The following is a 20980-nucleotide window of genomic DNA, read 5'->3' on the forward strand; positions in this document are numbered from 1 at the left end:
CTCTCACGCAGCCACGTGAGGGGCGCAGGAGGCACCGTGCTCACCGCGTTCGCCCGGGCGTTCAAGACGCCCGACCTGCGCAAGAAGCTGCTCTTCACGCTGGGCATCATGGTCCTCTTCCGGCTGGGGGCCCACATCCCCGTCCCGGGGGTCGACTACCGCAATGTCCAGACGTGTATGGACCAGGCCAAGAGTGGGCAGGGCCTTTTCGGCCTCGTGAACATGTTCAGCGGTGGTGCGCTGCTGCAGATCACGATCTTCGCGCTCGGGATCATGCCGTACATCACGGCCAGTATCATCCTCCAACTGCTCACCGTGGTCATTCCGCGACTCGAAGCCCTCAAGAAGGAGGGCCAGTCCGGCCAGACCAAGATCACGCAGTACACGCGTTATCTGACCGTCGCCCTCGCCATCCTCCAGGGCACCGGCCTGGTGGCCACGGCCCGCAGCGGCGCGCTCTTCGGCAACTGCACCGTGGGGAACCAGATCGTTCCCAACCAGTCCATCTTCACCACGGTCGTCATGGTCATCACCATGACCGCCGGCACCTCGCTGATCATGTGGCTCGGTGAGCTGATCACCGACCGCGGCATCGGCAACGGCATGTCCATCCTGATGTTCACGTCCATCGCCGCCGGCTTCCCGGGCGCGCTGTGGGCCATCAAGATGCAGGGCAAGCTGCTCGGTGGCTGGCTGGAGTTCAGCCTGGTGATCCTGTGCGGTCTCGCGATGGTCGCGCTCGTGGTCTTCGTCGAGCAGGCTCAGCGCCGCATTCCGGTCCAGTACGCGAAGCGCATGATCGGCCGCCGTTCCTACGGCGGTACGTCCACCTACATCCCGCTGAAGGTGAACCAGGCGGGTGTGATTCCCGTCATCTTCGCCTCGTCGCTGCTCTACATCCCGGCGCTGCTGGTGCAGTTCACCGGCTCCAAGGCGGACTGGGCGCAGTGGGTCCAGGCCAACCTGGTCAAGGGTGACCACCCCGTTTACATGGTCACGTACTTCCTGCTGATCGTGTTCTTCGCCTTCTTCTACGTCGCCATCTCCTTCAACCCCGAAGAAGTTGCCGACAATATGAAGAAGTATGGTGGTTTCATCCCGGGGATCCGGGCTGGTCGTCCCACCGCGGAGTACCTGAGCTATGTGCTGAACCGCATCACGTGGCCGGGGTCGCTGTACCTGGGTCTGATCGCGCTCGTGCCGACCGTGGCACTGGTCACACTCAACGCGAATCAGAACTTCCCGTTCGGCGGAACCAGCATCCTGATCATCGTGGGTGTCGGTCTGGAGACTGTGAAGCAGATCGAGAGCCAGCTTCAGCAGCGCAACTACGAAGGGTTCCTCCGCTGATGCGAATCGTCCTCGTCGGGCCGCCCGGCGCCGGCAAGGGTACGCAGGCCGCGTACCTCGCCAAGAATCTCGCGATCCCGCACATCTCGACGGGCGACCTCTTCCGGGCGAACATCAGCCAGGGCACGCCGCTCGGCCAGAAGGCCCAGGAGTACATGCGCGCCGGCCAGCTCGTGCCGGACGAGGTCACCATCGGGATGGCCAAGGACCGCATGGAGCAGGAGGACGCCGCCGAGGGCTTCCTGCTCGACGGCTTCCCGCGCAACCTCGCCCAGGCGGAGGCGCTGGACACCATCCTCAAGGCGGACGGGCTGAAGCTCGACGCCGTCCTGGACCTGGAGGTCCCGGAGGACGAGGTGGTCAAGCGCATCGCCGGCCGCCGGATGTGCCGCAAGGACAGCAGCCACATCTTCCACGTGATCTACAACCCGCCGGCCGCGGAGGGCGTCTGCGACGTCTGCGGCGGCGAGCTGTACCAGCGTGAGGACGACTCCGAGGACACGGTCCGCAAGCGCCTCGAGGTCTACCACAGCGAGACCGAGCCGATCATCGACTACTACAAGGCCCAGGGCCTGGTGGTCACGATCTCGGCCCTCGGCAAGGTCGCCGAGGTCACCCAGCGCGCGATGGACGCCCTCCCGCCCCGGGAGGCGTGAGTCCTCTCGCCACGGCCGCGATGCCCCTCGGGGTGTCGCGGCCGTAGTGTTTGTCCGAGCAATATTTCGATGCGGTATTTCGACGCAGTATTCGATGGAAACAGCCAGGAAGGCATCGTCATGGTCGAGATCAAGACCCCGGAGCAGATCGCGAAGATGCGTGAGGCGGGGCTGGTCGTCGCCGCCGTCCACGCGGCCACCCGGGAGGCCGCGGTGCCCGGTGCCACCACCAAAGACCTGGACGAGGTCGCCCGCAAGGTGATCGCCGAGCACGGCGCCAAGTCGAACTTCCTCGGCTACGGCGGCTTCCCCGCCACGATCTGCACCTCGGTGAACGAGGTCGTCGTCCACGGCATCCCGGACGAGAAGACCGTCCTCAAGGACGGGGACATCATCTCCATCGACGCCGGCGCCATCGTGGACGGCTGGCACGGCGACGCGGCCTTCACGGCCTTCGTGGGCACCGGTCACGCTCCGGAGCTGATCGAGCTCTCCCGGGTGACCGAGGAGTCCATGTGGGCCGGCATCGCGGCCGTACGGGCCGGCAACCGGCTCGTGGACATCTCCAAGGCCATCGAGGGCTACATCCGTCGCCAGCCCCGCCCGGCCTCCGGGAAGTACGGGATCATCGAGGACTACGGCGGGCACGGCATCGGCTCCGAGATGCACATGGACCCCCACCTGCTGAACTACGTCTCCCGCAAGCGCGGCAAGGGCCCCAAGCTGGTCCCGGGCTTCTGCATCGCGATCGAGCCCATGGTGAGCCTGGGCACGGCGAAGACCCACGTCCTGGCGGACGACTGGACGGTCCTCACGGACGACAAGAGCTGGTCCTCCCACTGGGAGCACTCCGTCGCCCTGACGGAGCAGGGCCCGCTGGTCCTGACGGCGGTCGACGGCGGCCGCGCGAAGCTCGCGGAGTACGGCGTGACGGCGGCACCGGACCCGCTGGCGTAAGCCCCCTCCCGTCCGGACGGAGTCCGGGGCAGCCGCTCGAAGCTTGTGAGGCGCCCCGGCGCCGAGCCCGCGAGAGCGGCGTCGAGGGGATCAGCTCCTCTGGCGTAAGGATCTCCGTGGTCGGGCAAGCACCCTGGATTAGGCTTTTCGTTTGCCCTGACGTAGACTGATGCGTCGGCTCTCGTGTATCCGCATGCCCGCGTGCATACGGGAGAGTCGATCAAGGTAGCCGATTCGAAAGGCGAAGCGTGGCCAAGAAGCAAGGTGCCATCGAGATCGAGGGCACCGTGATCGAGTCTCTGCCGAACGCCATGTTCAAGGTAGAGCTCCAGAACGGTCACAAGGTCCTCGCGCACATCAGCGGCAAGATGCGGATGCACTACATCCGCATCCTCCCGGATGACCGGGTCGTCGTGGAGCTGTCTCCGTACGACCTGACGCGTGGCCGGATCGTCTACCGCTACAAGTAGATCTTGTCGACGTCCCGCTTCCGGCGGGGCGACGGCACTGACCCGGAGAACCTCACATCCCATGAAGGTCAAGCCGAGCGTCAAGAAGATCTGCGACAAGTGCAAGGTGATCCGCCGTCACGGCCGGGTCATGGTCATCTGCGACAACCTGCGCCACAAGCAGCGCCAGGGCTGATCGCAGAACCTGCACTCCGCAGTTTCTTCGCGCGACGCGAGCAATACATGTACATACGCAGCGCCCACCTAGCCCCGACTCGGGGTCGGTGACACCTCCGGCGGGGGCCGGGGACCTGGTCCGTACCTGGTACGGCGGCCACGGAATGGCATTGCGGAAGACCCCCGAACACCAACAGGAGCCATTCAATGGCACGCGTTTCCGGTGTTGACATCCCGCGCGAAAAGCGCGTGGAGGTCGCACTCACCTACGTCTTCGGCATCGGCCGCACCCTGGCGAAGGAGACCCTCGCCTCCACCGGTGTGAACCCGAACACCCGCGTTCGTGACCTGTCCGAGGAGGACCTGGTCAAGATCCGCGAGTACGTGGACGCCAACATCAAGACCGAGGGTGACCTCCGTCGTGAGGTTCAGGCCGACATCCGCCGCAAGGTTGAGATCGGCTGCTACCAGGGTCTGCGTCACCGTCGCGGTCTGCCGGTCCACGGTCAGCGCACCAGCACGAACGCTCGTACCCGTAAGGGCCCGCGTCGCGCCATCGCCGGCAAGAAGAAGCCGGGCAAGAAGTAGTCCACAGCGGACGCTCATCAGCGGTCTTCGCTGTAGGACCGACCACCTCCCTCTCCATTCAGGAGTAAGACATGCCCCCCAAGGGTCGTCAGGGCGCTGCCAAGAAGGTGCGCCGCAAGGAAAAGAAGAACGTCGCTCACGGCCACGCGCACATCAAGAGCACGTTCAACAACACCATCGTTTCGATCACCGACCCTTCGGGCAACGTGATCTCCTGGGCCTCCGCCGGTCACGTCGGCTTCAAGGGCTCGCGCAAGTCCACCCCGTTCGCCGCGCAGATGGCCGCCGAGTCGGCTGCCCGTCGCGCGCAGGAGCACGGCATGCGCAAGGTTGACGTCTTCGTCAAGGGCCCGGGCTCCGGTCGTGAGACCGCCATCCGTTCGCTCCAGGCGACCGGTCTCGAGGTCGGCTCCATCCAGGACGTCACCCCGACCCCGCACAACGGCTGCCGTCCCCCGAAGCGCCGCCGCGTCTGACGCTGCGCCGTTTCGCACGGTTGTTCGTAAGGTGCCGGGCGGTACGGCTCCCCTTCACGGGGGCCGTGCCGCCCGTACCCTTGCACAGTGACAACATCGGACTACCGTCCGGTGGCAGAGGGCGTCAAATAGCGGGCGCCCATGACTGAAGGATTCGCAACATGCTGATCGCTCAGCGTCCCTCGCTGACCGAAGAGGTCGTGGACGAGTTCCGTTCCCGGTTCGTGATCGAGCCGCTGGAGCCGGGCTTCGGCTACACCCTCGGCAACTCCCTGCGTCGTACGCTCCTCTCCTCGATCCCGGGTGCGGCTGTCACGTCCATCCGCATCGACGGTGTCCTGCACGAGTTCACCACCGTGCCGGGCGTCAAGGAGGACGTCACCGACCTCATCCTCAACATCAAGCAGCTGGTCGTCTCCTCGGAGCACGACGAGCCGGTCGTGATGTACCTGCGCAAGCAGGGCCCGGGTCTGGTCACCGCCGCGGACATCGCCCCGCCGGCCGGCGTCGAGGTGCACAACCCCGACCTGGTCCTGGCGACCCTGAACGCCAAGGGCAAGCTGGAGATGGAGCTGACCGTCGAGCGCGGTCGCGGCTACGTCTCCGCCGTCCAGAACAAGCAGGTGGGCCAGGAGATCGGCCGTATCCCGGTCGACTCCATCTACTCGCCGGTTCTCAAGGTCACCTACAAGGTCGAGGCGACCCGTGTCGAGCAGCGCACCGACTTCGACAAGCTGATCGTCGACGTCGAGACCAAGCAGGCCATGCGCCCGCGCGACGCCATGGCGTCCGCCGGTAAGACCCTGGTCGAGCTGTTCGGTCTGGCCCGCGAGCTCAACATCGACGCCGAGGGCATCGACATGGGCCCGTCCCCGACGGACGCCGCCCTGGCCGCCGACCTGGCGCTGCCGATCGAGGAGCTCGAGCTCACCGTTCGCTCCTACAACTGCCTCAAGCGCGAGGGCATCCACTCCGTGGGTGAGCTCGTCGCCCGCTCCGAGGCCGACCTGCTCGACATCCGCAACTTCGGTGCGAAGTCGATCGACGAGGTCAAGGCGAAGCTGGCCGGCATGGGCCTGGCCCTCAAGGACAGCCCGCCCGGATTCGACCCGACCGCCGCCGCCGACGCCTTTGGCGCCGACGACGACGCGGACGCCGGGTTCGTGGAGACCGAGCAGTACTGACGGTCTTCTGCTGCGGGTTCGCTTCGGCTGATCGCGCAGTTCCCCGCGCCCCTTGCGGGCGCGGGGTCTCCGACGGGCGACCGCCCGCTCGGATACTGACTCCGGTACCTGATACGGCCGGGGCAGACCTCTAGGAGAAATACCATGCCGCGTCCCACCAAGGGTGCCCGTCTGGGCGGCGGTGCCGCGCACGAGAAGCTGATGCTGGCGAACCTCGCCAAGTCGCTCTTCGAGCACGGCCGCATCACGACGACCGAGGCCAAGGCCCGCCGCCTGCGTCCGGTCGCCGAGCGCCTGATCACCAAGGCGAAGAAGGGCGACATCCACAACCGTCGCCAGGTGCTGCAGACGATCACGGACAAGGGCATCGTGCACGTGCTCTTCACCGAGATCGCTCCGCGCTTCGCCGAGCGTCCGGGTGGCTACACCCGTATCACCAAGATCGGCAACCGTCGTGGCGACAACGCCCCGATGGCTGTGATCGAGCTGGTCGAGGGTGAGATCGCCAAGAAGGCGACCGTCGCCGAGGCCGAGGCCGCCACCAAGCGTGCGGTCAAGGAGACCGAGGCCGCCGCCGAGGCTCCGGCCGAGGAGTCGAAGGACGCCTGACGCGTCTGACGTGTCAGTGACGGGCCCGCCCCTTTCCGGGGGCGGGCCCGTCCCGCATTCTGAGAGGAAACACTCGGTGAGTGACGAGGTTGAGCCCGGTTTCGTACGGGTGCGGCTGGACCTGTCGTACGACGGCAAGGACTTCTCCGGCTGGGCCAAGCAGCGCGAGGGCCAGCGCACCGTGCAGGGTGAGCTCGAGGACGCGATCCGGACCGTGACCCGGTCCAAGGAGACGTATGAGCTGACGGTCGCCGGCCGTACGGACGCGGGCGTCCACGCCCGGGGCCAGGTCGCGCATGTCGATCTGCCGGCGGAGGTTTGGGCCGAGCACGAGGACAAACTGTTGCGCCGGCTGGCCGGGCGGCTGTCGCACGACGTCCGGGTCTGGCGCGCGGCGGAGGCCCCGGCCGGGTTCAACGCGCGGTTCTCCGCGATCTGGCGCCGGTACGCCTACCGGGTCGTCGACCACCCGGGCGGGGTGGATCCGCTGCTGCGGGGTCATGTGCTGTGGCACGACTGGCCGTTGGACGTGGAGAAGATGAACGCGGCGTCGCAGGCGCTGCTGGGCGAGCACGACTTCGCCGCGTACTGCAAGAAGCGCGAGGGCGCGACGACCATCCGTACGCTCCAGGAGCTGAGCTGGGTGCGGGACGCGTCGGGTGTGGTGACGGCGACCGTGCGGGCGGACGCGTTCTGCCACAACATGGTGCGGTCGCTGGTGGGCGCGCTGCTGTTCGTCGGCGACGGGCACCGGGGCGTGGACTGGCCGGGCCAGGTGCTCGCGGCCGGGGTGCGGGATTCGGCGGTGCACGTGGTGCGGCCGCACGGGCTGACGCTGGAGGAGGTCGGGTACCCGGCGGACTCGGAGCTCGCAGCGCGGAATCTCGCGGCGCGGAACAAGAGGTCGCTGCCCGGGGCGGGTTGCTGCTAGGGATGTCCTCAAACGCCGGACGGGCTGACAAAGTCAGCCCGTCCGGCGTTTGAGGACGACGGTCGTCAGGGGAGATTCACCGCCAGATCGCTCGTCACCGTGAAGTACGGCCGGACCCCCGACACCGCGGGATAGAGGTCCGTCTTGTTGCGGTCGACGATGTCCCCCACAAGGCGGCCGATCCTGATCGGCGCCGCGTCGGGGGCGAGCCGTAGCGCGAGGTCCCACGTCGCGCTCTCCTCCCCGGTGCGGGCCGCGCGAAGGCGGCCGTACGGCAGCGTCGCCCTGAAGGCCGCGCCGTTCAGGACCTCGATTTCCGCTGTCACCTCCGAGGGTGCCTCGCCACGTGGGGTACCGACCAGCGCGGGCGCGGGCTTCCCGTCGGTGAACTCCGCGCCGTACAGCGTGCCTTCGACCGTCAGCGCCTCCTCCGTCGTCCTCAGCGCGCGCGCCTCCGCGTGGCCGTCGCGGTGCCAGGTGCGCAGGGCGAGGTAGCCGTCGACGGTGGAGTAGGGGATCCACCAGGTGAAGGGTGAGCCCGGGAGCGGGTCCAGGGTCAACAGGCGGCGGCCTTCGGGGAGATGGGCGACGACGCGGCGGCGGGCGCGGTCGTCGGCGCGGACCACGTGGAGGTCCCAGCGGCCTTCGCCCAGGCGGAGTTCGGTCCGCTTCAGGACGGCGGTCCAGGGGGCGTCCGCTTCGGACGGCGGCGTCAGGGGGACCGCGGCCGGCTTGTTCTCCTTGCGGCGGGTGACGGTCAGGGAGAGACGTTCCCCGCTGACGCCCTTCGGGTCCACCGAAACGACGATGTCCCCCTCGGAGTTGACGCGGCAGGAGGCGACCGGGCGCAGCGGCTTGCGGACGACGATGTCCTTGAGGACCTTCTTCTCGCGCGGGGGCGCCGCCTGGCGCCGCAGTGGCCGGACGATCCTGCCGACGGTCCGGCGCAGGCGCCGGGTGAGCGGGGGCCGGGCCGGTTTCGTGGTGGCGGTGGCCTGTTCGTCGCCGGTGCGGCGGGGGCCGCCGAGGTCGTCGATGAGCTCCAGGTAGGCGTCGGCGATGCGTTCGGGCGCGTAGCGCCGGGCGGAGACGAGCGCGGCGGCGCCCATGGCGCGGCGGAGTTCGTCGTCCTCGATCAGTTTGATCAGGCCCTTGGCGATGGCGTCGCTGTCGCCGACGGGGACGAGCAGGCCGTCCTCGCCGTCGCTGATGATCTCGCCGGGGCCGTGGGGGCAGTCGGTGGCGACGACGGGGACGCCGCACCCCATGGCCTCGACGATCGTCATGCCGAAGGACTCCTCGCGGGAGGTCACGGCGGCGATGGAGCCCTTGGCCCACTCGGTTTCGATGGGGGAGTGGGCGCCCATGAGCGTCAGTGACTCATTGAGGCCGAGCCTGTCGATCTGGGCGCGGAGTTTGGCCTGTTCGGGGCCGCGGCCGTAGAGGCGGAGCTTCCAGTCGGGGTGGACGGCGGCGACGGAGGCCCAGGCGTTGATCAGCAGGTCGTAGCGCTTGACGGGGATGAGCCGCCCGGCCGCGACCACCAACTTGCTGTCCGGATCGGCTGGTTCGACCTCGGACGGCGGGCAGCCGTTCGGGATGCATACGATCTTCGTTTTGATGCCCGGGAGTTGCTCCCGGTGGGTGACGGCGTCCGCCTCGGAGACGGTGGTGTGGGCGTCGAGATGGGGGATGGACGCGTCCTGGTAGGCGCGGATGGCGGCCTCGTGGGTGCCGTAGATCCGGTGCTCCTGGCCGATCCGCAGATAGCGGTCCAGACCGAACTCGGCGAGGTACATCACGAGTCCGGGGCGGGTGGCGATGACGACGTCCGCGTCGGTGGCGGCGAGGTGCGCGGCGACCCGCTGGTCGGTGAGCGCGCTGAAGTGCGCGCCCTTGGCCTCGACGGGCGGGATGTACTGGCTGTCCTGACCGAGGAGCGGGTCGTCGAGGTCGGCGCCCTTGTCGGGGCGCTGGTCGATGAGGCTCCGCAGCCGTACCCCGGCGTGGAGGGTCAGCCGGGGCTTCTCGCCGCTGCGAATGACGGACACGATCTCGACGTCGTGGCGGGCGGCGAGGGCGCCCGCCACATTGAAAGTGGAGCGGATGGTTCCGCCGATGCCATAGGCGTTCTGCAAAAGGAAAGAGATCTTCATAGCGCCCTTGGGTGTTCGGCCCGACCGGCCGGGGCTCCGGGCGGCTCGAACCGCCGGTGGGACCGTAGGGAGGGGCTTCCGTTGGCTGCGCAGCCTACATTGTGGCCTGGGTCACGTCGCAAGGAGCCATGAGGGGCGCCGCTCGGCGAGCGCCGCGAACTGGAGGGCAGGGCGGACGTCATGAGGGTGGACCTGATGAGGGTGAAGGGTAAACGGAGACTGACGGCTTCCCCCGTAGGGGTGTTGACGGCCCTCCTGTTGCTGACCGGCTGCGCCGGCGTCGGCGGAGGCAGGTCCGGTGAGGGCAAGGACGAGGCCCGGAGCGCCGAAGAGCCGTCGGTCGTCCAGGTGTTCAGCGCCGATCAGCTCAGGCACGTGGCGCTGGACGCCCGTGAGGTGCCCGGCTTCGTCCTCGAACGGGCCTCCGAGGGCAGCGCCGGGCACGGGTTGCCCGGCGCGGGCCGGCCCGCCTGCCGGCCGCTGGTGCTGGCCCTGGGCCCCCGGCAGGAGCCCGCGCCCGTGGCCTCGCTCGTACGGACGTTCTCCAAGTCCTCGCGGGAGCACGGCTTCCAGGGCCTGCTGGGGACGGTCCGGGTGTCCACCTACGCGGACGACGGGGCGCGCGTCACGCTCCGGGAGCTGCGCCGGGCCGTGTCCGACTGCGCGGGGGGCTTCGCGATGCGCACGGGGGAGGGGCAGCCCCAGCGGTTCGAGGCGGTGAAGGAGCTGCCCGCGCCCCGGCTGGGGGCGGAGGCGCTGGCGTACCGCATGGTCAACGCGGCGGAGGGGGCGCCGACTCTGGTGACGGTGGTGCGCAGCGGATCCACGCTGTCGATGTTCTTCGCCACGCACCTTTCCGACCCCCGGGCGGTGGAGATCCCGCCGGCGCTGGTGGCGGCGCAGGTCGCGAAGGTCGAGCGGCTGCTGCGGGCGGAGCGCCCGCCCACCGCGCCGCCCGCGGACGGCGACCCGGCGGAGGGCGGCGAGGGCGCCGAGGAGGGGGACGGCGAGGTCCAGGAGTGAGGCGTGGCGGCCCGGACGTCCACTCCGGGGTGGCTCAGACCTTGTTCTTGGGCGAGTCCGACGGCTTGGCCGAGGGCTTCCCGGACGGCTGGGGCGAGGCCGCGGCGGCCGCCTGGGCGTTGGCGCGGGCCATGATGCGGCGGAAGGTGTAGCCCGCCACGTCGCGCCCGGCCTGGAGGGCCTTGGTGTCGTCGGGTGTGACGGCGGAGCCGTTGGTGAACCCGGCGATGGTGAAGTAGGTGTAGCGGCCCTCGGCGTTGGCGCTCAGCCGGCAGGCGGTGCCCTGGCAGAAGGACGCCGCGTCGTCCCCGGTGAGGGGGGCGATGTTGCCGGTGGACTGCTCCTTGGCCTTGTCGGCGGCGGCCTTGGTGTCGAAGACGGCGACGCCGACGGTGACGGCGACCCCGTCCCGTACGTAGGTGGAGCGCAGCACTTGGCGGCAGCCGTTGTCGGCGAGGACCTGGCCCAGGCCGCCCTGGGCGACGGAGGCGCAGTCGGTGGCGGTGTCCTGGGCCGCGCGCTTGTAGACGCGCTTGTCCAGCGACGGCTTGGAGTGCGGGAAGAGCGTCTTGACGGTGAGCGGGGCGGTGTCCTTCTCCTGGCTGGATATGAACTCGCGCGGGTTGGGCGGCGGGGTCGCCGCCTTGGAGAACGTCGGCTCGGGGGTGCCGGCCGAGGCGCTGGGCAGCTTCTCGGCGGCGGGGAGGTTCTTGTCGCCCTTGTCGGACAGCACCACGGCCGTGGCGACGATCGCGGCGACGGCGGCGGTGGCCAGCGCGCCGCCGCCGATCAGCAGCCACTTGCGGCGGCGGTCCCGGACGGCGGTGTCGGCCAGCGCGGCCCAGTCGGGCGTGCCGCCGCCCTGCGGCTGAGCCCAGGGCGATGGCGCCTGCGGCTGTGCTTGGGTCGGCTGCTGGGCGGGCGCATACGGCTGCTGGGGCGGCAGCGGGGCGGCCTGCGGGGCTGCTGGCGCGGGGTGCCCCGGCTGCGGCGGCTGGGGTTGCACCGGCTGCTGCGGCGGCAGCGCCGGAGCCGGTTGGCCGGGGGGCGGCCCGAACTGCCCGGGCTGGGGTTGCCCGGGCTGCTGGGGCGGCGGCGCCCCCCACGGCGTGGTGTGCGGCCCGGAATCCCCCTGGGCCCCGTACGGCCCACCCTGCCCAAAGCTCATGGCGTGCATCGTAAACCGGTTGGTCGCCGCCCCGGGAGCGGCGAGAATCGCCCTCATGGGACATGTGGAAGCGGCACATCTTGAGTACGACCTCCCCGACGGGAGGCGGTTGCTCGACGACGTGTCCTTCCGGGTGGGGGAAGGGGCCGCCGTGGCCCTCGTGGGGGCCAACGGCGCCGGCAAGACCACCCTGCTCCGGATGATCTCCGGCGAGCTCAAGCCGCACGGCGGCTCGGTCACCGTCTCCGGCGGCCTGGGCGTGATGCCGCAGTTCGTGGGCTCCGTCCGGGACGACCGTACGGTCCGTGACCTGCTGGTCTCCGTCGCCCAGCCCGGCATCCGGCAGGCCGCGCGGGCGGTCGACGAGGCCGAGGTCGCGATCATGGAGCGCGACGACGAGGCCGCGCAGATGGCCTACGCCCAGGCGCTCAGCGACTGGGCCGAGGCCCGGGGCTACGAGGCCGAGACCACGTGGGACATGTGCACCATGGCCGCCCTCGGCGTCCCCTACGAGAAGGCGCAGTGGCGCCAGGTGCGCACCCTCTCCGGCGGTGAGCAGAAGCGGCTCGTCCTGGAGGCCCTGCTGCGCGGCACGGACGAGGTCCTGCTGCTGGACGAGCCGGACAACTATCTGGACGTCCCCGGCAAGCGCTGGCTGGAGGAGCGGCTGCGCGAGACCAAGAAGACCGTCCTCTTCGTCTCCCACGACCGCGAGCTGCTGGCCCGCGCCGCCGAGAAGATCATCAGCGTCGAGCCGGGCCCGGCCGGCAGCGACGTCTGGGTGCACGGCGGCGGCTTCGCCACGTACCACGCGGCCCGCAAGGAGCGCTTCGCCCGCTTCGAGGAGCTGCGCCGCCGCTGGGACGAGAAGCACGCCCAGCTGAAGAAGCTGGTGATCACGCTGCGGCAGGCGGCGGCGGTCAGCCATGAGATGGCCTCCCGCTACGCCGCCGCCCAGACCCGGCTGCGGAAGTTCGAGGAGGCGGGCCCGCCGCCGGAGCCGCCGCGCGAGCAGGACATCCGGATGCGGCTGCGCGGCGGGCGCACCGGCGTCCGGGCCGTGACCTGCGCCGGGCTGGAGCTGACCGGCCTGATGAACCCGTTCGACCTGGAGGTCTTCTACGGCGAGCGGGTCGCGGTGCTGGGCAGCAACGGCTCGGGCAAGTCCCACTTCCTCCGCCTCCTGGCCGGGGAGGACGTGGCGCACACGGGCACCTGGAAGCTGGGCGCCCGCGTCGTGCCCGGGCACTTCGCCCAGACCCACGCCCACCCCGAGCTCATGGGCCGCACGCTCGTCGACATCCTGTGGACGGAGCACGCCAAGGACCGGGGCGGCGCGATGTCGGTGCTGCGCCGGTACGAGCTGGAGAAGCAGGGCGACCAGGCCTTCGAGAGGCTCTCCGGCGGCCAGCAGGCCCGCTTCCAGATCCTGCTCCTGGAGCTCTCCGGCACCACGGCGCTGCTCCTGGACGAGCCGACGGACAACCTGGACCTGGAGAGCGCGGAGGCCCTCCAGGCGGGGCTGGAGGCCTACGAGGGGACGGTCCTGGCCGTCACCCACGACCGCTGGTTCGCTCGCGCGTTCGACCGCTTCGTCGTCTTCGGGGCGGACGGGCGGCTGCGGGAGGTGCCGGAGCCGGTGTGGGACGAGGCGCGGGTGGCCCGGGTTCGCTAGCCCGATGGCCGGGTCCGGGCGCCGGTGGGACCATGTGTTTTGACCCCAACGGTGGGGTCCCGGTACTCTACGAGTTCGTTATGCGTATTGGCTTGGTCGTTCTCACGCGAAGGGCCCTTACGCTGGTCCGCCGGGCTGATCGCCAGCGGCCTGCACACGGGTTGCGTCCCCGTTGTGCGGCCTGCGCTGTGTGATCTTCTCTGGTGGGCTGTGTCAGGACCCACTCACTGAAGAAGCGAAGGCTACGACCGTGCGTACGTTCAGCCCCAAGCCCGGCGATGTCCAGCGCCAGTGGCACATCATCGACGCGCAGGACGTCGTCCTGGGCCGTCTGGCCTCTCAGGCTGCCTCCCTGCTGCGTGGCAAGCACAAGCCTGTGTACGCCCCGCACATGGACATGGGTGACTTCGTCGTCATCATCAACGCCGACAAGGTGCACCTGTCCGGCAACAAGAAGACCCAGAAGATGGCGTACCGCCACTCTGGCTTCCCGGGTGGTCTGCGCTCCGTCCGTTACGACGAGCTGCTCGACAAGAACCCCGAGAAGGCCGTCGAGAAGGCGATCAAGGGCATGCTGCCCAAGAACTCCCTCGGCCGTCAGATGCTCTCGAAGCTGAAGGTGTACTCGGGCTCCGAGCACCCCCACGCTGCCCAGCAGCCGGTTCCGTTCGAGATCACCCAGGTCAAGCAGGGCTAAGTCCCGGCCACCGCCGAACCAGAAAGTCTGAGGAGAACCAGTGGCTGAGACCACCGCCGAGATGCCGGTCGAGGGCGTCGAGGAGTACACCACCGAGACCGAGGTCGTTGAGTCGGAGTACACCTCCGAGTCCCTCGCGTCCCGCTTCGGCGACCCGCAGCCGGCCGCCGGCCTGGGCCGTCGCAAGAACGCCATCGCCCGCGTCCGGATCGTTCCGGGCACCGGCAAGTGGAAGATCAACGGTCGCACCCTTGAGGACTACTTCCCCAACAAGGTGCACCAGCAGGAAGTCAACGAGCCCTTCAAGGTGCTCGAGCTCGACGGTCGCTACGACGTCATCGCCCGCATCGCGGGTGGCGGCGTCTCCGGTCAGGCCGGTGCCCTGCGCCTCGGCGTGGCCCGCGCGCTGAACGAGGCCGACGTTGACAACAACCGCGGCCCGCTGAAGAAGGCCGGCTTCCTCAAGCGCGACGACCGTGCGGTCGAGCGCAAGAAGGCCGGTCTCAAGAAGGCCCGCAAGGCTCCGCAGTACAGCAAGCGCTAAACAGCGGCTTCGCTGCATTGCTCGAACGCCCCGGCGACACGGTTCCGTGCCGCCGGGGCGTTCGGCCATTGTCGGGCCGGGGCGAAATACGGCGTTGGCGCCATGCGGGCGCCGTAGGCGTAAATGCGCCGGATGCGGCGTATATCTGATGACTGGAGGCGCCGCCCCGGTCCAGGACTCGACACCTCAAGCAAGGGGGCTCGTACCGGGCCCCGCACTCCCGCGTTTTTCGGAGGACACCAGTGGGACGACTCTTCGGTACGGACGGTGTGCGCGGCGTCGCCAACGCGGATCTGACGGCCGAGCTCGCGCTCGGTCTGTCGGTGGCGGCGGCGCATGTGCTCGCCGAGGCGGGCACGTTCGAGGGGCATCGCCCGGTGGCGGTGGTCGGCCGTGATCCGCGGGCGTCCGGGGAGTTCCTGGAGGCCGCCGTGGTGGCCGGTCTCGCCAGCGCGGGCGTCGACGTGCTGCGGGTGGGCGTGCTGCCCACGCCGGCCGTCGCCTACCTGACCGGCGCCCTCGGCGCCGACCTCGGCGTGATGCTCTCCGCGAGCCACAACGCGATGCCCGACAACGGCATCAAGTTCTTCGCCCGCGGTGGCCACAAGCTCGCCGACGAGCTCGAGGACCGCATCGAGCAGACCTACCGGGCCCACGCCTCGGGCGAGCCCTGGGACCGGCCCACCGGTGCCGGCGTCGGTCGCGTCAAGGACTACGACCAGGGCTTCGACAACTACGTCGCCCACCTCATCGGCGTCCTCCCCAACCGCCTCGACGGCCTCAAGGTCGTCATCGACGGCGCCCACGGCGCGGCCTCCCGGGTCTCCCCCGAGGCCTTCTCGCGCGCCGGCGCCGAGGTCGTCACCATCGGCACCGAGCCCGACGGCCTCAACATCAACCACGAGTGCGGCTCCACCCACCTGGACAAGCTGCGCGCCGCCGTCGTCGAGCACGGCGCCGCCCTGGGCGTCGCCCACGACGGCGACGCCGACCGCTGCCTGGCCGTGGACCACAAGGGCAACGAGGTCGACGGCGACCAGATCCTCGCCGTCCTGGCCCTGGCGATGCGCGAGGCGGACTCGCTGCGCAAGAACACCGTCGTCGCCACCGTCATGTCCAACCTGGGCTTCAAGCTCGCCATGGAGCGCGAGGGCGTCCAGCTCGTCCAGACCGCCGTCGGCGACCGCTACGTCCTGGAGGAGATGAAGGCGAACGGCTTCGCCCTCGGCGGCGAGCAGTCCGGCCACGTCATCGTCCTGGACCACGCCACGACGGGCGACGGCACCCTCACCGGCCTGATGCTGGCCGCCCGCGTCGCCGCCACCGGCCGCTCGCTGGCCGACCTCGCCGGCGTCATGGAGCGCCTGCCGCAGGTCCTCATCAACGTCCGGAACGTCGACAAGTCCCGCGTGGGCACCTCGCAGGAGCTGGCGGCCGCCGTCAACGCCGCCGAGCGCGAGCTGGGCACGACGGGCCGGGTGCTGCTGCGCTCGTCCGGCACGGAGCCGCTGGTGCGCGTCATGGTCGAGGCCGCGGACCACGAGCAGGCGCGGAAGGTGGCCGAGCACCTGGCCGACGTCGTGAAGACGACGCTGGGCTAGCCGCCCGGGCCTTCGCGAGCGCCGGAGGGGGCCGACTTCTGTCGGCCCCCTCCGGCGTTCTCGCTAGAGCTTCCGCAGCGACAGCCGCTGCACCTTGTGGTCCACGCCCTTCCGCAGGATCAGGTTCGCCCGCCCCCGCGTCGGCGCCACGTTCTCCAGCAGATTCGGCTTGTTGATCGTCCGCCAGTTGCGCCGCGCGTAGTCCAGCGCCTCCTCCTCCGACACCTGGGTGTACCGGCGGAAGTAGGAGTCGGGGTCGTGGAAGGCCGTGGCGCGCAGCTTCTTGAAGCGGTCGTAGTACCAGCGCTCGATGTCCTCCGCGCGCGCGTCCACATAGACGCTGAAGTCGAAGAAGTCGGCCAGGCTCACCCTCGTACGGCCGTCCTCGCCGGGGCGCGCCGGCTGGAGGACGTTGAGACCCTCGATGATCAGGATGTCCGGGCGGTGCACGGTCAGCCGCTCGTCCGGCACGATGTCGTAGATCAGATGGGAGTAGACGGGCGCCGACACCTCGTCCTTCCCGGCCTTCACATCCGCGACGAAGCGGGTCAGCGCCCGGCGGTCGTAGGACTCGGGGAAACCTTTCCGCGACATCAGGCCCAGCCGCTGGAGCTCGGCGTTGGGCAGCAGGAAGCCGTCCGTCGTGACCAGCTCCACGCGCGGGTGCTCGGGCCAGCGGGCCAGCAGCTCCCGCAGCAGCCGGGCCGTGGTCGACTTGCCGACCGCCACGCTGCCCGCCACGCCTATGACGAACGGTGTGCCGCGCTGCGCCCCCTTCTCCCCCAGGAAGGTGTTGAGGGCGCCGCGCAGGCTGCCCGTGGCGCCCACGTAGAGGTTGAGCAGGCGGGAGAGCGGCAGGTAGATGTCCCGGACCTCGTCCAGGTCGATGACGTCGCCCAGGCCGCGCAACCGCTCGACCTCCTCGGCGGTCAGCGGCAGCGGCGTGTTCTCGCGCAGCGCGCTCCACTCCGTCCGGGTGAGGTCGACGAAGGGGGAGGAGTCCGCGCGGCGTCGGTGCCGCGGCTGGTCGGTCGTGGTGGGCACGGGCCCATTGTGCGCGCCGTCGGCGCGGTGATCACCTCCGGGTGGCGGTTCCACGGCGGAGCGTGGCGGTGCTCCGGATGTACTCCAGGCGGTGTGGCCCTCGTGGCGGACGGGGACGGTGTGGTGCCAGTGGGTGAAGTTCGCGTTGGGGTCTGTACTTACTCGCGAGTCAGGAATAGCGTCCAGCCTCCTGTCCCTCTCCCCACGCGGGGGGTTCCGTTGTTCGTTCTCCAGCTCGTGCTCCGCCGTGCCAGGAGGGGCGTACGACGTGTCGTACGCCCCCGCCGTGACGTCCACGCGCCCGTCGGCGCGCCCGCCGCCGGGGCCGTGGCCCCGCGCGACGCCTTCGCCGACCGGGTGCGCGGCGACCTGACCGCCCAGCTGCCGGACGAGGACCTCGGCCAGGACCTCGACGACTGCCTCGACCGGTACGTTCTCGGCAGCAAACCGCGCTGCGAGGAGGTCGAGTACCTGGAGCTGGTCCAGGACGCCATCGACCGGATCGAGCGCGGGCGTTGACCCACGGGGGCTGACACCGGGGCCGTACGCTTCCGTCCATGTGCGGAATCGTTGGCTATGTGGGAGGGCAGTGCGCCCTCGATGTCGTATTGGCGGGGCTGCGGCGGCTGGAGTACCGCGGCTATGACTCGGCCGGGGTGGCGGTCCTGGCCGACGGCGGGCTGGCCTCGGCGAAGAAGGCCGGCAAGCTCGCGAACCTGGAGAAGGAGCTGGCCGACCGCCCCCTCCCCTCCGGCTCGACGGGGATCGGCCACACGCGCTGGGCCACCCACGGCGGCCCCACCGACGCCAACGCCCACCCGCACCTGGACAACGCGGGCCGCGTCGCCGTCGTCCACAACGGCATCATCGAGAACTTCGCGGAGCTGCGGGCCGAGCTGGCCGAGCGCGGCCACGACCTCGCCTCCGAGACGGACACCGAGGTCGTCGCCCATCTGCTGGCGGAGTCCTTCTCCTCCTGCGGTGACCTGGCCGAGTCCATGCGCCAGGTCTGCCGCCGGCTGGAGGGCGCCTTCACGCTCGTCGCCGTCCACGCCGACGACCCGGACCTGGTCGTGGGCGCCCGGCGCAACTCCCCGCTCGTGGTGGGCGTCGGCGACGGCGAGAACTTCCTCGCCTCCGACGTCTCCGCCTTCATCGCCCACACCCGGGACGCCATCGAGCTCGGCCAGGACCAGGTCGTCGAGCTGCGCCGCGACGGCGTCGTCGTCACCGACTTCGACGGGGCCCCCGCCGACGAGCACACCCGCGCCTACCACGTCGACTGGGACGCCTCGGCCGCCGAGAAGGGCGGCTACGACTATTTCATGCTCAAGGAGATCGCCGAGCAGCCGAAGGCCGTCGCCGACACGCTGCTGGGCCGCATCGACGCGTCGGGCTCGCTGACGCTGGACGAGGTCCGCATCCCCGCCTCCGTGCTGCGGGAGGTCGACAAGGTCGTCATCGTCGCGTGCGGCACGGCGTACCACGCGGGGCTCATCGCCAAGTACGCCATCGAGCACTGGACCCGCATCCCCTGCGAGACGGAGCTGGCCAGCGAGTTCCGCTACCGCGACCCGATCCTCGACCCGCGCACGCTGGTGATCGCCATCAGTCAGTCCGGCGAGACCATGGACACGCTGATGGCCCTGCGGCACGCGCGCGAGCAGGGCGCGAAGGTGCTCGCCATCTGCAACACCAACGGCTCGACGATCCCGAGGGAGTCGGACGCGGTCCTGTACACCCACGCCGGCCCGGAGGTGGCCGTCGCGTCGACGAAGGCATTCCTGACGCAGCTCGTCGCCTGCTACCTGGTGGCGCTGTACCTCGGCCAGGTGCGGGGCACCAAGTGGGGCGACGAGATCCTCTCCGTGATCCGCGACCTGTCGGAGATCGCGGGGGAGGTGGAGGAGGTCCTGGAGACGATGGAGCCGGTCCGCGAGCTGGCCCGCTCCCTCGCCGACAAGAACACGGTCCTCTTCCTGGGCCGGCACGTCGGCTACCCCGTCGCGCTGGAAGGCGCCCTGAAGCTCAAGGAGCTCGCCTACATGCACGCCGAGGGCTTCGCGGCGGGCGAGCTCAAGCACGGCCCGATCGCGCTGATCGAGCGGGACGTGCCGGTGGTCGTGGTCGTCCCCTCGCCGCGCGGCCGGTCCGTCCTCCACGACAAGATCGTCTCCAATATCCAGGAGATCCGCGCCCGGGGCGCCCGCACGATCGTCATCGCCGAGCGCGGCGATACGGCCGTACGCCCCTACGCGGACCACCTCATCGAGATCCCGGCCACGCCGGTGCTGCTCCAGCCGCTCGTCGCGACCGTCCCCCTCCAGGTCTTCGCCTGCGAGCTCGCCACGGCCCGTGGCAACGAGGTCGACCAGCCGCGCAACCTCGCGAAGTCGGTGACCGTCGAATGATCGTGGGAGTCGGGATCGACGTCGCGGAGATCGACCGCTTCGACGCCGCGCTCCAGCGGACGCCGGGAATGGCGGACCGCCTCTTCGTGGAACGCGAGCTGTACCTGCCGAGCGGCGAACGACGCGGCATCGCCTCGCTGGCCGCCCGCTTCGCCGCGAAGGAAGCCCTGGCCAAGGCCCTGGGGGCGCCGCCGGGGCTCCTCTGGACGGACGCCGAGATCGTCACGGAGTCGAGCGGCCGGCCGTCTCTTGTCGTCACAGGCACGGTCGCGGCCCGCGCGGAGGCGCTCGGGGTGCGCAGCTGGCACATCTCGCTGAGCCACGACGCGGGGGTGGCCTCGGCGGTGGTGATCGCGGAGCAGTGACGGGGCCGGGCCGGGCTCCGGGCCGGGGCGGGCCCCTCGATTCGGGTCAGAAGGGCCAGGTCGGGCTGCGGGAGGGTGAGCCCGTACGTGTACCCGCCACGGGCAGCGGAAATCCGCATCCGGCGGCGCTCCGGGCTTAAGGGCGGCGCTGCCTTGTGAGCCCGGCCCGGACTCGCACCCCCGTGGCGCGTCCGGGCCGGGCTCGCCCCCCGTGCTCGTGCTGCGATCTTGGGACCTCAAGTCGGCTTGAGGTCAAGGGTGTCGGCCGTCACACCCGTAGCTCCGGCGGGAAGCCCGTCCAGCGCAGGTCCTCCGGCAGGTGGCTCATGTCGTTGTGGATCATTACCGTCGCCGGGCGGTCCGGGGCGTAGCGGATGACCGTCAGGGACGCGTTGCCCTGGTTCATGCCCATCCAGCGCCAGGCCGGGGCGTCGTGCGCGGCGCGCACCAGCCAGGCCACGAGGAAGTTGTGGGTGACCACGAGTTCGTGGCGCGGCTCGGTGCCCTCCACCGGGCCCGTGAACTCCGCCAGGGCCGCGCGGGCCAGGGCCGGGCCCCGGTGCAGCTCCTCCTCCGGGAAGCCGGCGAGGCGGGCCGGCAGGGTGTCGGCGAACCGCGGCGGCAGTTCGTCCCGTCGCGGTACGTACGGGACGTAGTCGCCCGCCGTCTCCGTGCTCCGCGTCGGGACGCCGTCGAGTTGCCCGGCGATCAGTTCGGTCGTCTGCCGGGCGCGGGGCAGCGGGCTGTGGTGGATCACGGAGAGCGGGGCGGAGGCGAGGCGCCGGCCGAGGTGTTCCGCCTGGCGGCGGCCCGCCTCGGTCAGGGCGCTCTCGTCCGGCACCGCCTCGCCGTGCCGGACGAGGTAGAGGTAGCGCGCGGCCATGGCGGCCATGAGGCCTCCTCAGCGACGACGTCCGTG

At 70.2% G+C, this 20980-nt stretch carries 22 protein-coding genes; 18 read left to right on the top strand and 4 right to left on the bottom strand.

Annotated features, from left to right (window positions below; genetic code table 11):
* Positions 1-36 precede the first annotated feature (36 nt).
* From secY to truA, 10 genes are all read left to right on the top strand, one after another.
* On the top strand, positions 37-1350 hold the full coding sequence (gene secY / locus ACX9I7_RS26975; RefSeq protein ID WP_126914679.1) for a preprotein translocase subunit SecY: 1314 nt from the start codon (positions 37-39) through the stop codon (positions 1348-1350).
* Complete coding sequence (locus tag ACX9I7_RS26980; RefSeq protein ID WP_189454750.1) at positions 1350-2006, top strand: adenylate kinase; 657 nt, start codon at positions 1350-1352, stop codon at positions 2004-2006. The genes secY and ACX9I7_RS26980 overlap by 1 nt, the downstream gene beginning before the upstream one ends.
* Positions 2007-2126: 120 nt before the next feature.
* Positions 2127-2963: a type I methionyl aminopeptidase gene (map, locus tag ACX9I7_RS26985; RefSeq protein WP_358625977.1), complete on the top strand. Its 837-nt coding sequence runs from the start codon at positions 2127-2129 to the stop codon at positions 2961-2963.
* A 248-nt stretch (positions 2964-3211) separates the two neighbouring features.
* The gene (gene infA / locus ACX9I7_RS26990) at positions 3212-3433 is read left to right on the top strand and encodes a translation initiation factor IF-1 (protein ID WP_003956442.1); all 222 of its coding nucleotides are present in this window, start codon (positions 3212-3214) and stop codon (positions 3431-3433) included.
* A 61-nt stretch (positions 3434-3494) separates the two neighbouring features.
* The gene (gene rpmJ / locus ACX9I7_RS26995; RefSeq protein WP_003956441.1) at positions 3495-3608 is read left to right on the top strand and encodes a 50S ribosomal protein L36; all 114 of its coding nucleotides are present in this window, start codon (positions 3495-3497) and stop codon (positions 3606-3608) included.
* Positions 3609-3796: 188 nt separating this feature from the next.
* Complete coding sequence (gene rpsM / locus ACX9I7_RS27000; protein WP_126914676.1) at positions 3797-4177, top strand: 30S ribosomal protein S13; 381 nt, start codon at positions 3797-3799, stop codon at positions 4175-4177.
* Between the two features lie 71 nt (positions 4178-4248).
* The gene (gene rpsK, locus ACX9I7_RS27005) at positions 4249-4653 is read left to right on the top strand and encodes a 30S ribosomal protein S11 (RefSeq protein WP_003956432.1); all 405 of its coding nucleotides are present in this window, start codon (positions 4249-4251) and stop codon (positions 4651-4653) included.
* 161 nt (positions 4654-4814) lie between these two features.
* Positions 4815-5837, top strand: coding sequence for a DNA-directed RNA polymerase subunit alpha (locus ACX9I7_RS27010; protein ID WP_004946635.1), 1023 nt, complete (start codon positions 4815-4817; stop codon positions 5835-5837).
* Between the two features lie 144 nt (positions 5838-5981).
* Positions 5982-6446 carry a 50S ribosomal protein L17 gene (gene rplQ / locus ACX9I7_RS27015; RefSeq protein ID WP_126914675.1) on the top strand — a complete coding sequence of 155 codons (465 nt, stop codon included), beginning with the start codon at positions 5982-5984 and terminating at the stop codon, positions 6444-6446.
* 76 nt (positions 6447-6522) lie between these two features.
* Positions 6523-7377, top strand: coding sequence for a tRNA pseudouridine(38-40) synthase TruA (truA, locus tag ACX9I7_RS27020; protein WP_189454746.1), 855 nt, complete (start codon positions 6523-6525; stop codon positions 7375-7377).
* Between the two features lie 65 nt (positions 7378-7442).
* Here the strand turns inward: truA and ACX9I7_RS27025 are convergent, their stop codons facing one another.
* The gene (locus ACX9I7_RS27025; protein ID WP_459388794.1) at positions 7443-9533 is read right to left on the bottom strand and encodes a glycosyltransferase family 4 protein; all 2091 of its coding nucleotides are present in this window, start codon (positions 9531-9533) and stop codon (positions 7443-7445) included.
* Between the two features lie 240 nt (positions 9534-9773).
* Here ACX9I7_RS27025 and ACX9I7_RS27030 point away from each other — a divergent pair, with 240 nt between their 5' ends.
* Positions 9774-10556 carry a hypothetical protein gene (locus ACX9I7_RS27030; protein ID WP_387569062.1) on the top strand — a complete coding sequence of 261 codons (783 nt, stop codon included), beginning with the start codon at positions 9774-9776 and terminating at the stop codon, positions 10554-10556.
* Between the two features lie 34 nt (positions 10557-10590).
* Here the strand turns inward: ACX9I7_RS27030 and ACX9I7_RS27035 are convergent, their stop codons facing one another.
* On the bottom strand, positions 10591-11724 hold the full coding sequence (locus ACX9I7_RS27035; protein WP_459388795.1) for a hypothetical protein: 1134 nt from the start codon (positions 11722-11724) through the stop codon (positions 10591-10593).
* Between the two features lie 55 nt (positions 11725-11779).
* On the opposite strand from ACX9I7_RS27035, the gene ACX9I7_RS27040 reads away from it, so the two are divergent.
* The 4 genes from ACX9I7_RS27040 to glmM all read left to right on the top strand — a co-directional run bounded on the left by ACX9I7_RS27040 (position 11780) and on the right by glmM (position 16241).
* Complete coding sequence (locus ACX9I7_RS27040; protein WP_459388796.1) at positions 11780-13399, top strand: ABC-F family ATP-binding cassette domain-containing protein; 1620 nt, start codon at positions 11780-11782, stop codon at positions 13397-13399.
* Between the two features lie 250 nt (positions 13400-13649).
* Positions 13650-14096 carry a 50S ribosomal protein L13 gene (gene rplM / locus ACX9I7_RS27045; RefSeq protein ID WP_189454739.1) on the top strand — a complete coding sequence of 149 codons (447 nt, stop codon included), beginning with the start codon at positions 13650-13652 and terminating at the stop codon, positions 14094-14096.
* Positions 14097-14136: 40 nt separating this feature from the next.
* Entirely contained in the window at positions 14137-14640 is a 504-nt protein-coding gene (gene rpsI, locus ACX9I7_RS27050) for a 30S ribosomal protein S9 (protein WP_126914669.1), read from the top strand.
* A 242-nt stretch (positions 14641-14882) separates the two neighbouring features.
* Positions 14883-16241, top strand: a complete 1359-nt coding sequence (gene glmM, locus ACX9I7_RS27055; RefSeq protein WP_189454737.1) for a phosphoglucosamine mutase — start codon at positions 14883-14885, stop codon at positions 16239-16241.
* A 63-nt stretch (positions 16242-16304) separates the two neighbouring features.
* On the opposite strand, the gene coaA is transcribed toward glmM, so the two are convergent.
* On the bottom strand, positions 16305-17285 hold the full coding sequence (gene coaA, locus ACX9I7_RS27060; RefSeq protein WP_126914667.1) for a type I pantothenate kinase: 981 nt from the start codon (positions 17283-17285) through the stop codon (positions 16305-16307).
* Between the two features lie 219 nt (positions 17286-17504).
* Between coaA and ACX9I7_RS27065 the strand changes: the two genes are divergently transcribed.
* Genes ACX9I7_RS27065 through ACX9I7_RS27075 form a run of 3 tightly spaced genes read left to right on the top strand, consistent with a single transcriptional unit; the run spans position 17505 to position 20061 of the window.
* Entirely contained in the window at positions 17505-17804 is a 300-nt protein-coding gene (locus ACX9I7_RS27065; RefSeq protein WP_387569053.1) for a hypothetical protein, read from the top strand.
* A 38-nt stretch (positions 17805-17842) separates the two neighbouring features.
* Complete coding sequence (gene glmS, locus ACX9I7_RS27070) at positions 17843-19696, top strand: glutamine--fructose-6-phosphate transaminase (isomerizing) (RefSeq protein ID WP_387569050.1); 1854 nt, start codon at positions 17843-17845, stop codon at positions 19694-19696.
* Positions 19693-20061, top strand: a complete 369-nt coding sequence (locus ACX9I7_RS27075) for a holo-ACP synthase (RefSeq protein WP_358625958.1) — start codon at positions 19693-19695, stop codon at positions 20059-20061. Before glmS ends, ACX9I7_RS27075 begins: the two co-directional genes overlap by 4 nt.
* A 268-nt stretch (positions 20062-20329) precedes the next feature.
* Here the strand turns inward: ACX9I7_RS27075 and ACX9I7_RS27080 are convergent, their stop codons facing one another.
* Entirely contained in the window at positions 20330-20953 is a 624-nt protein-coding gene (locus tag ACX9I7_RS27080; protein ID WP_459388797.1) for a histidine phosphatase family protein, read from the bottom strand.
* Positions 20954-20980: the final 27 nt, after the last annotated feature.

Source organism: Streptomyces sp. L500, assembly GCF_054551825.1.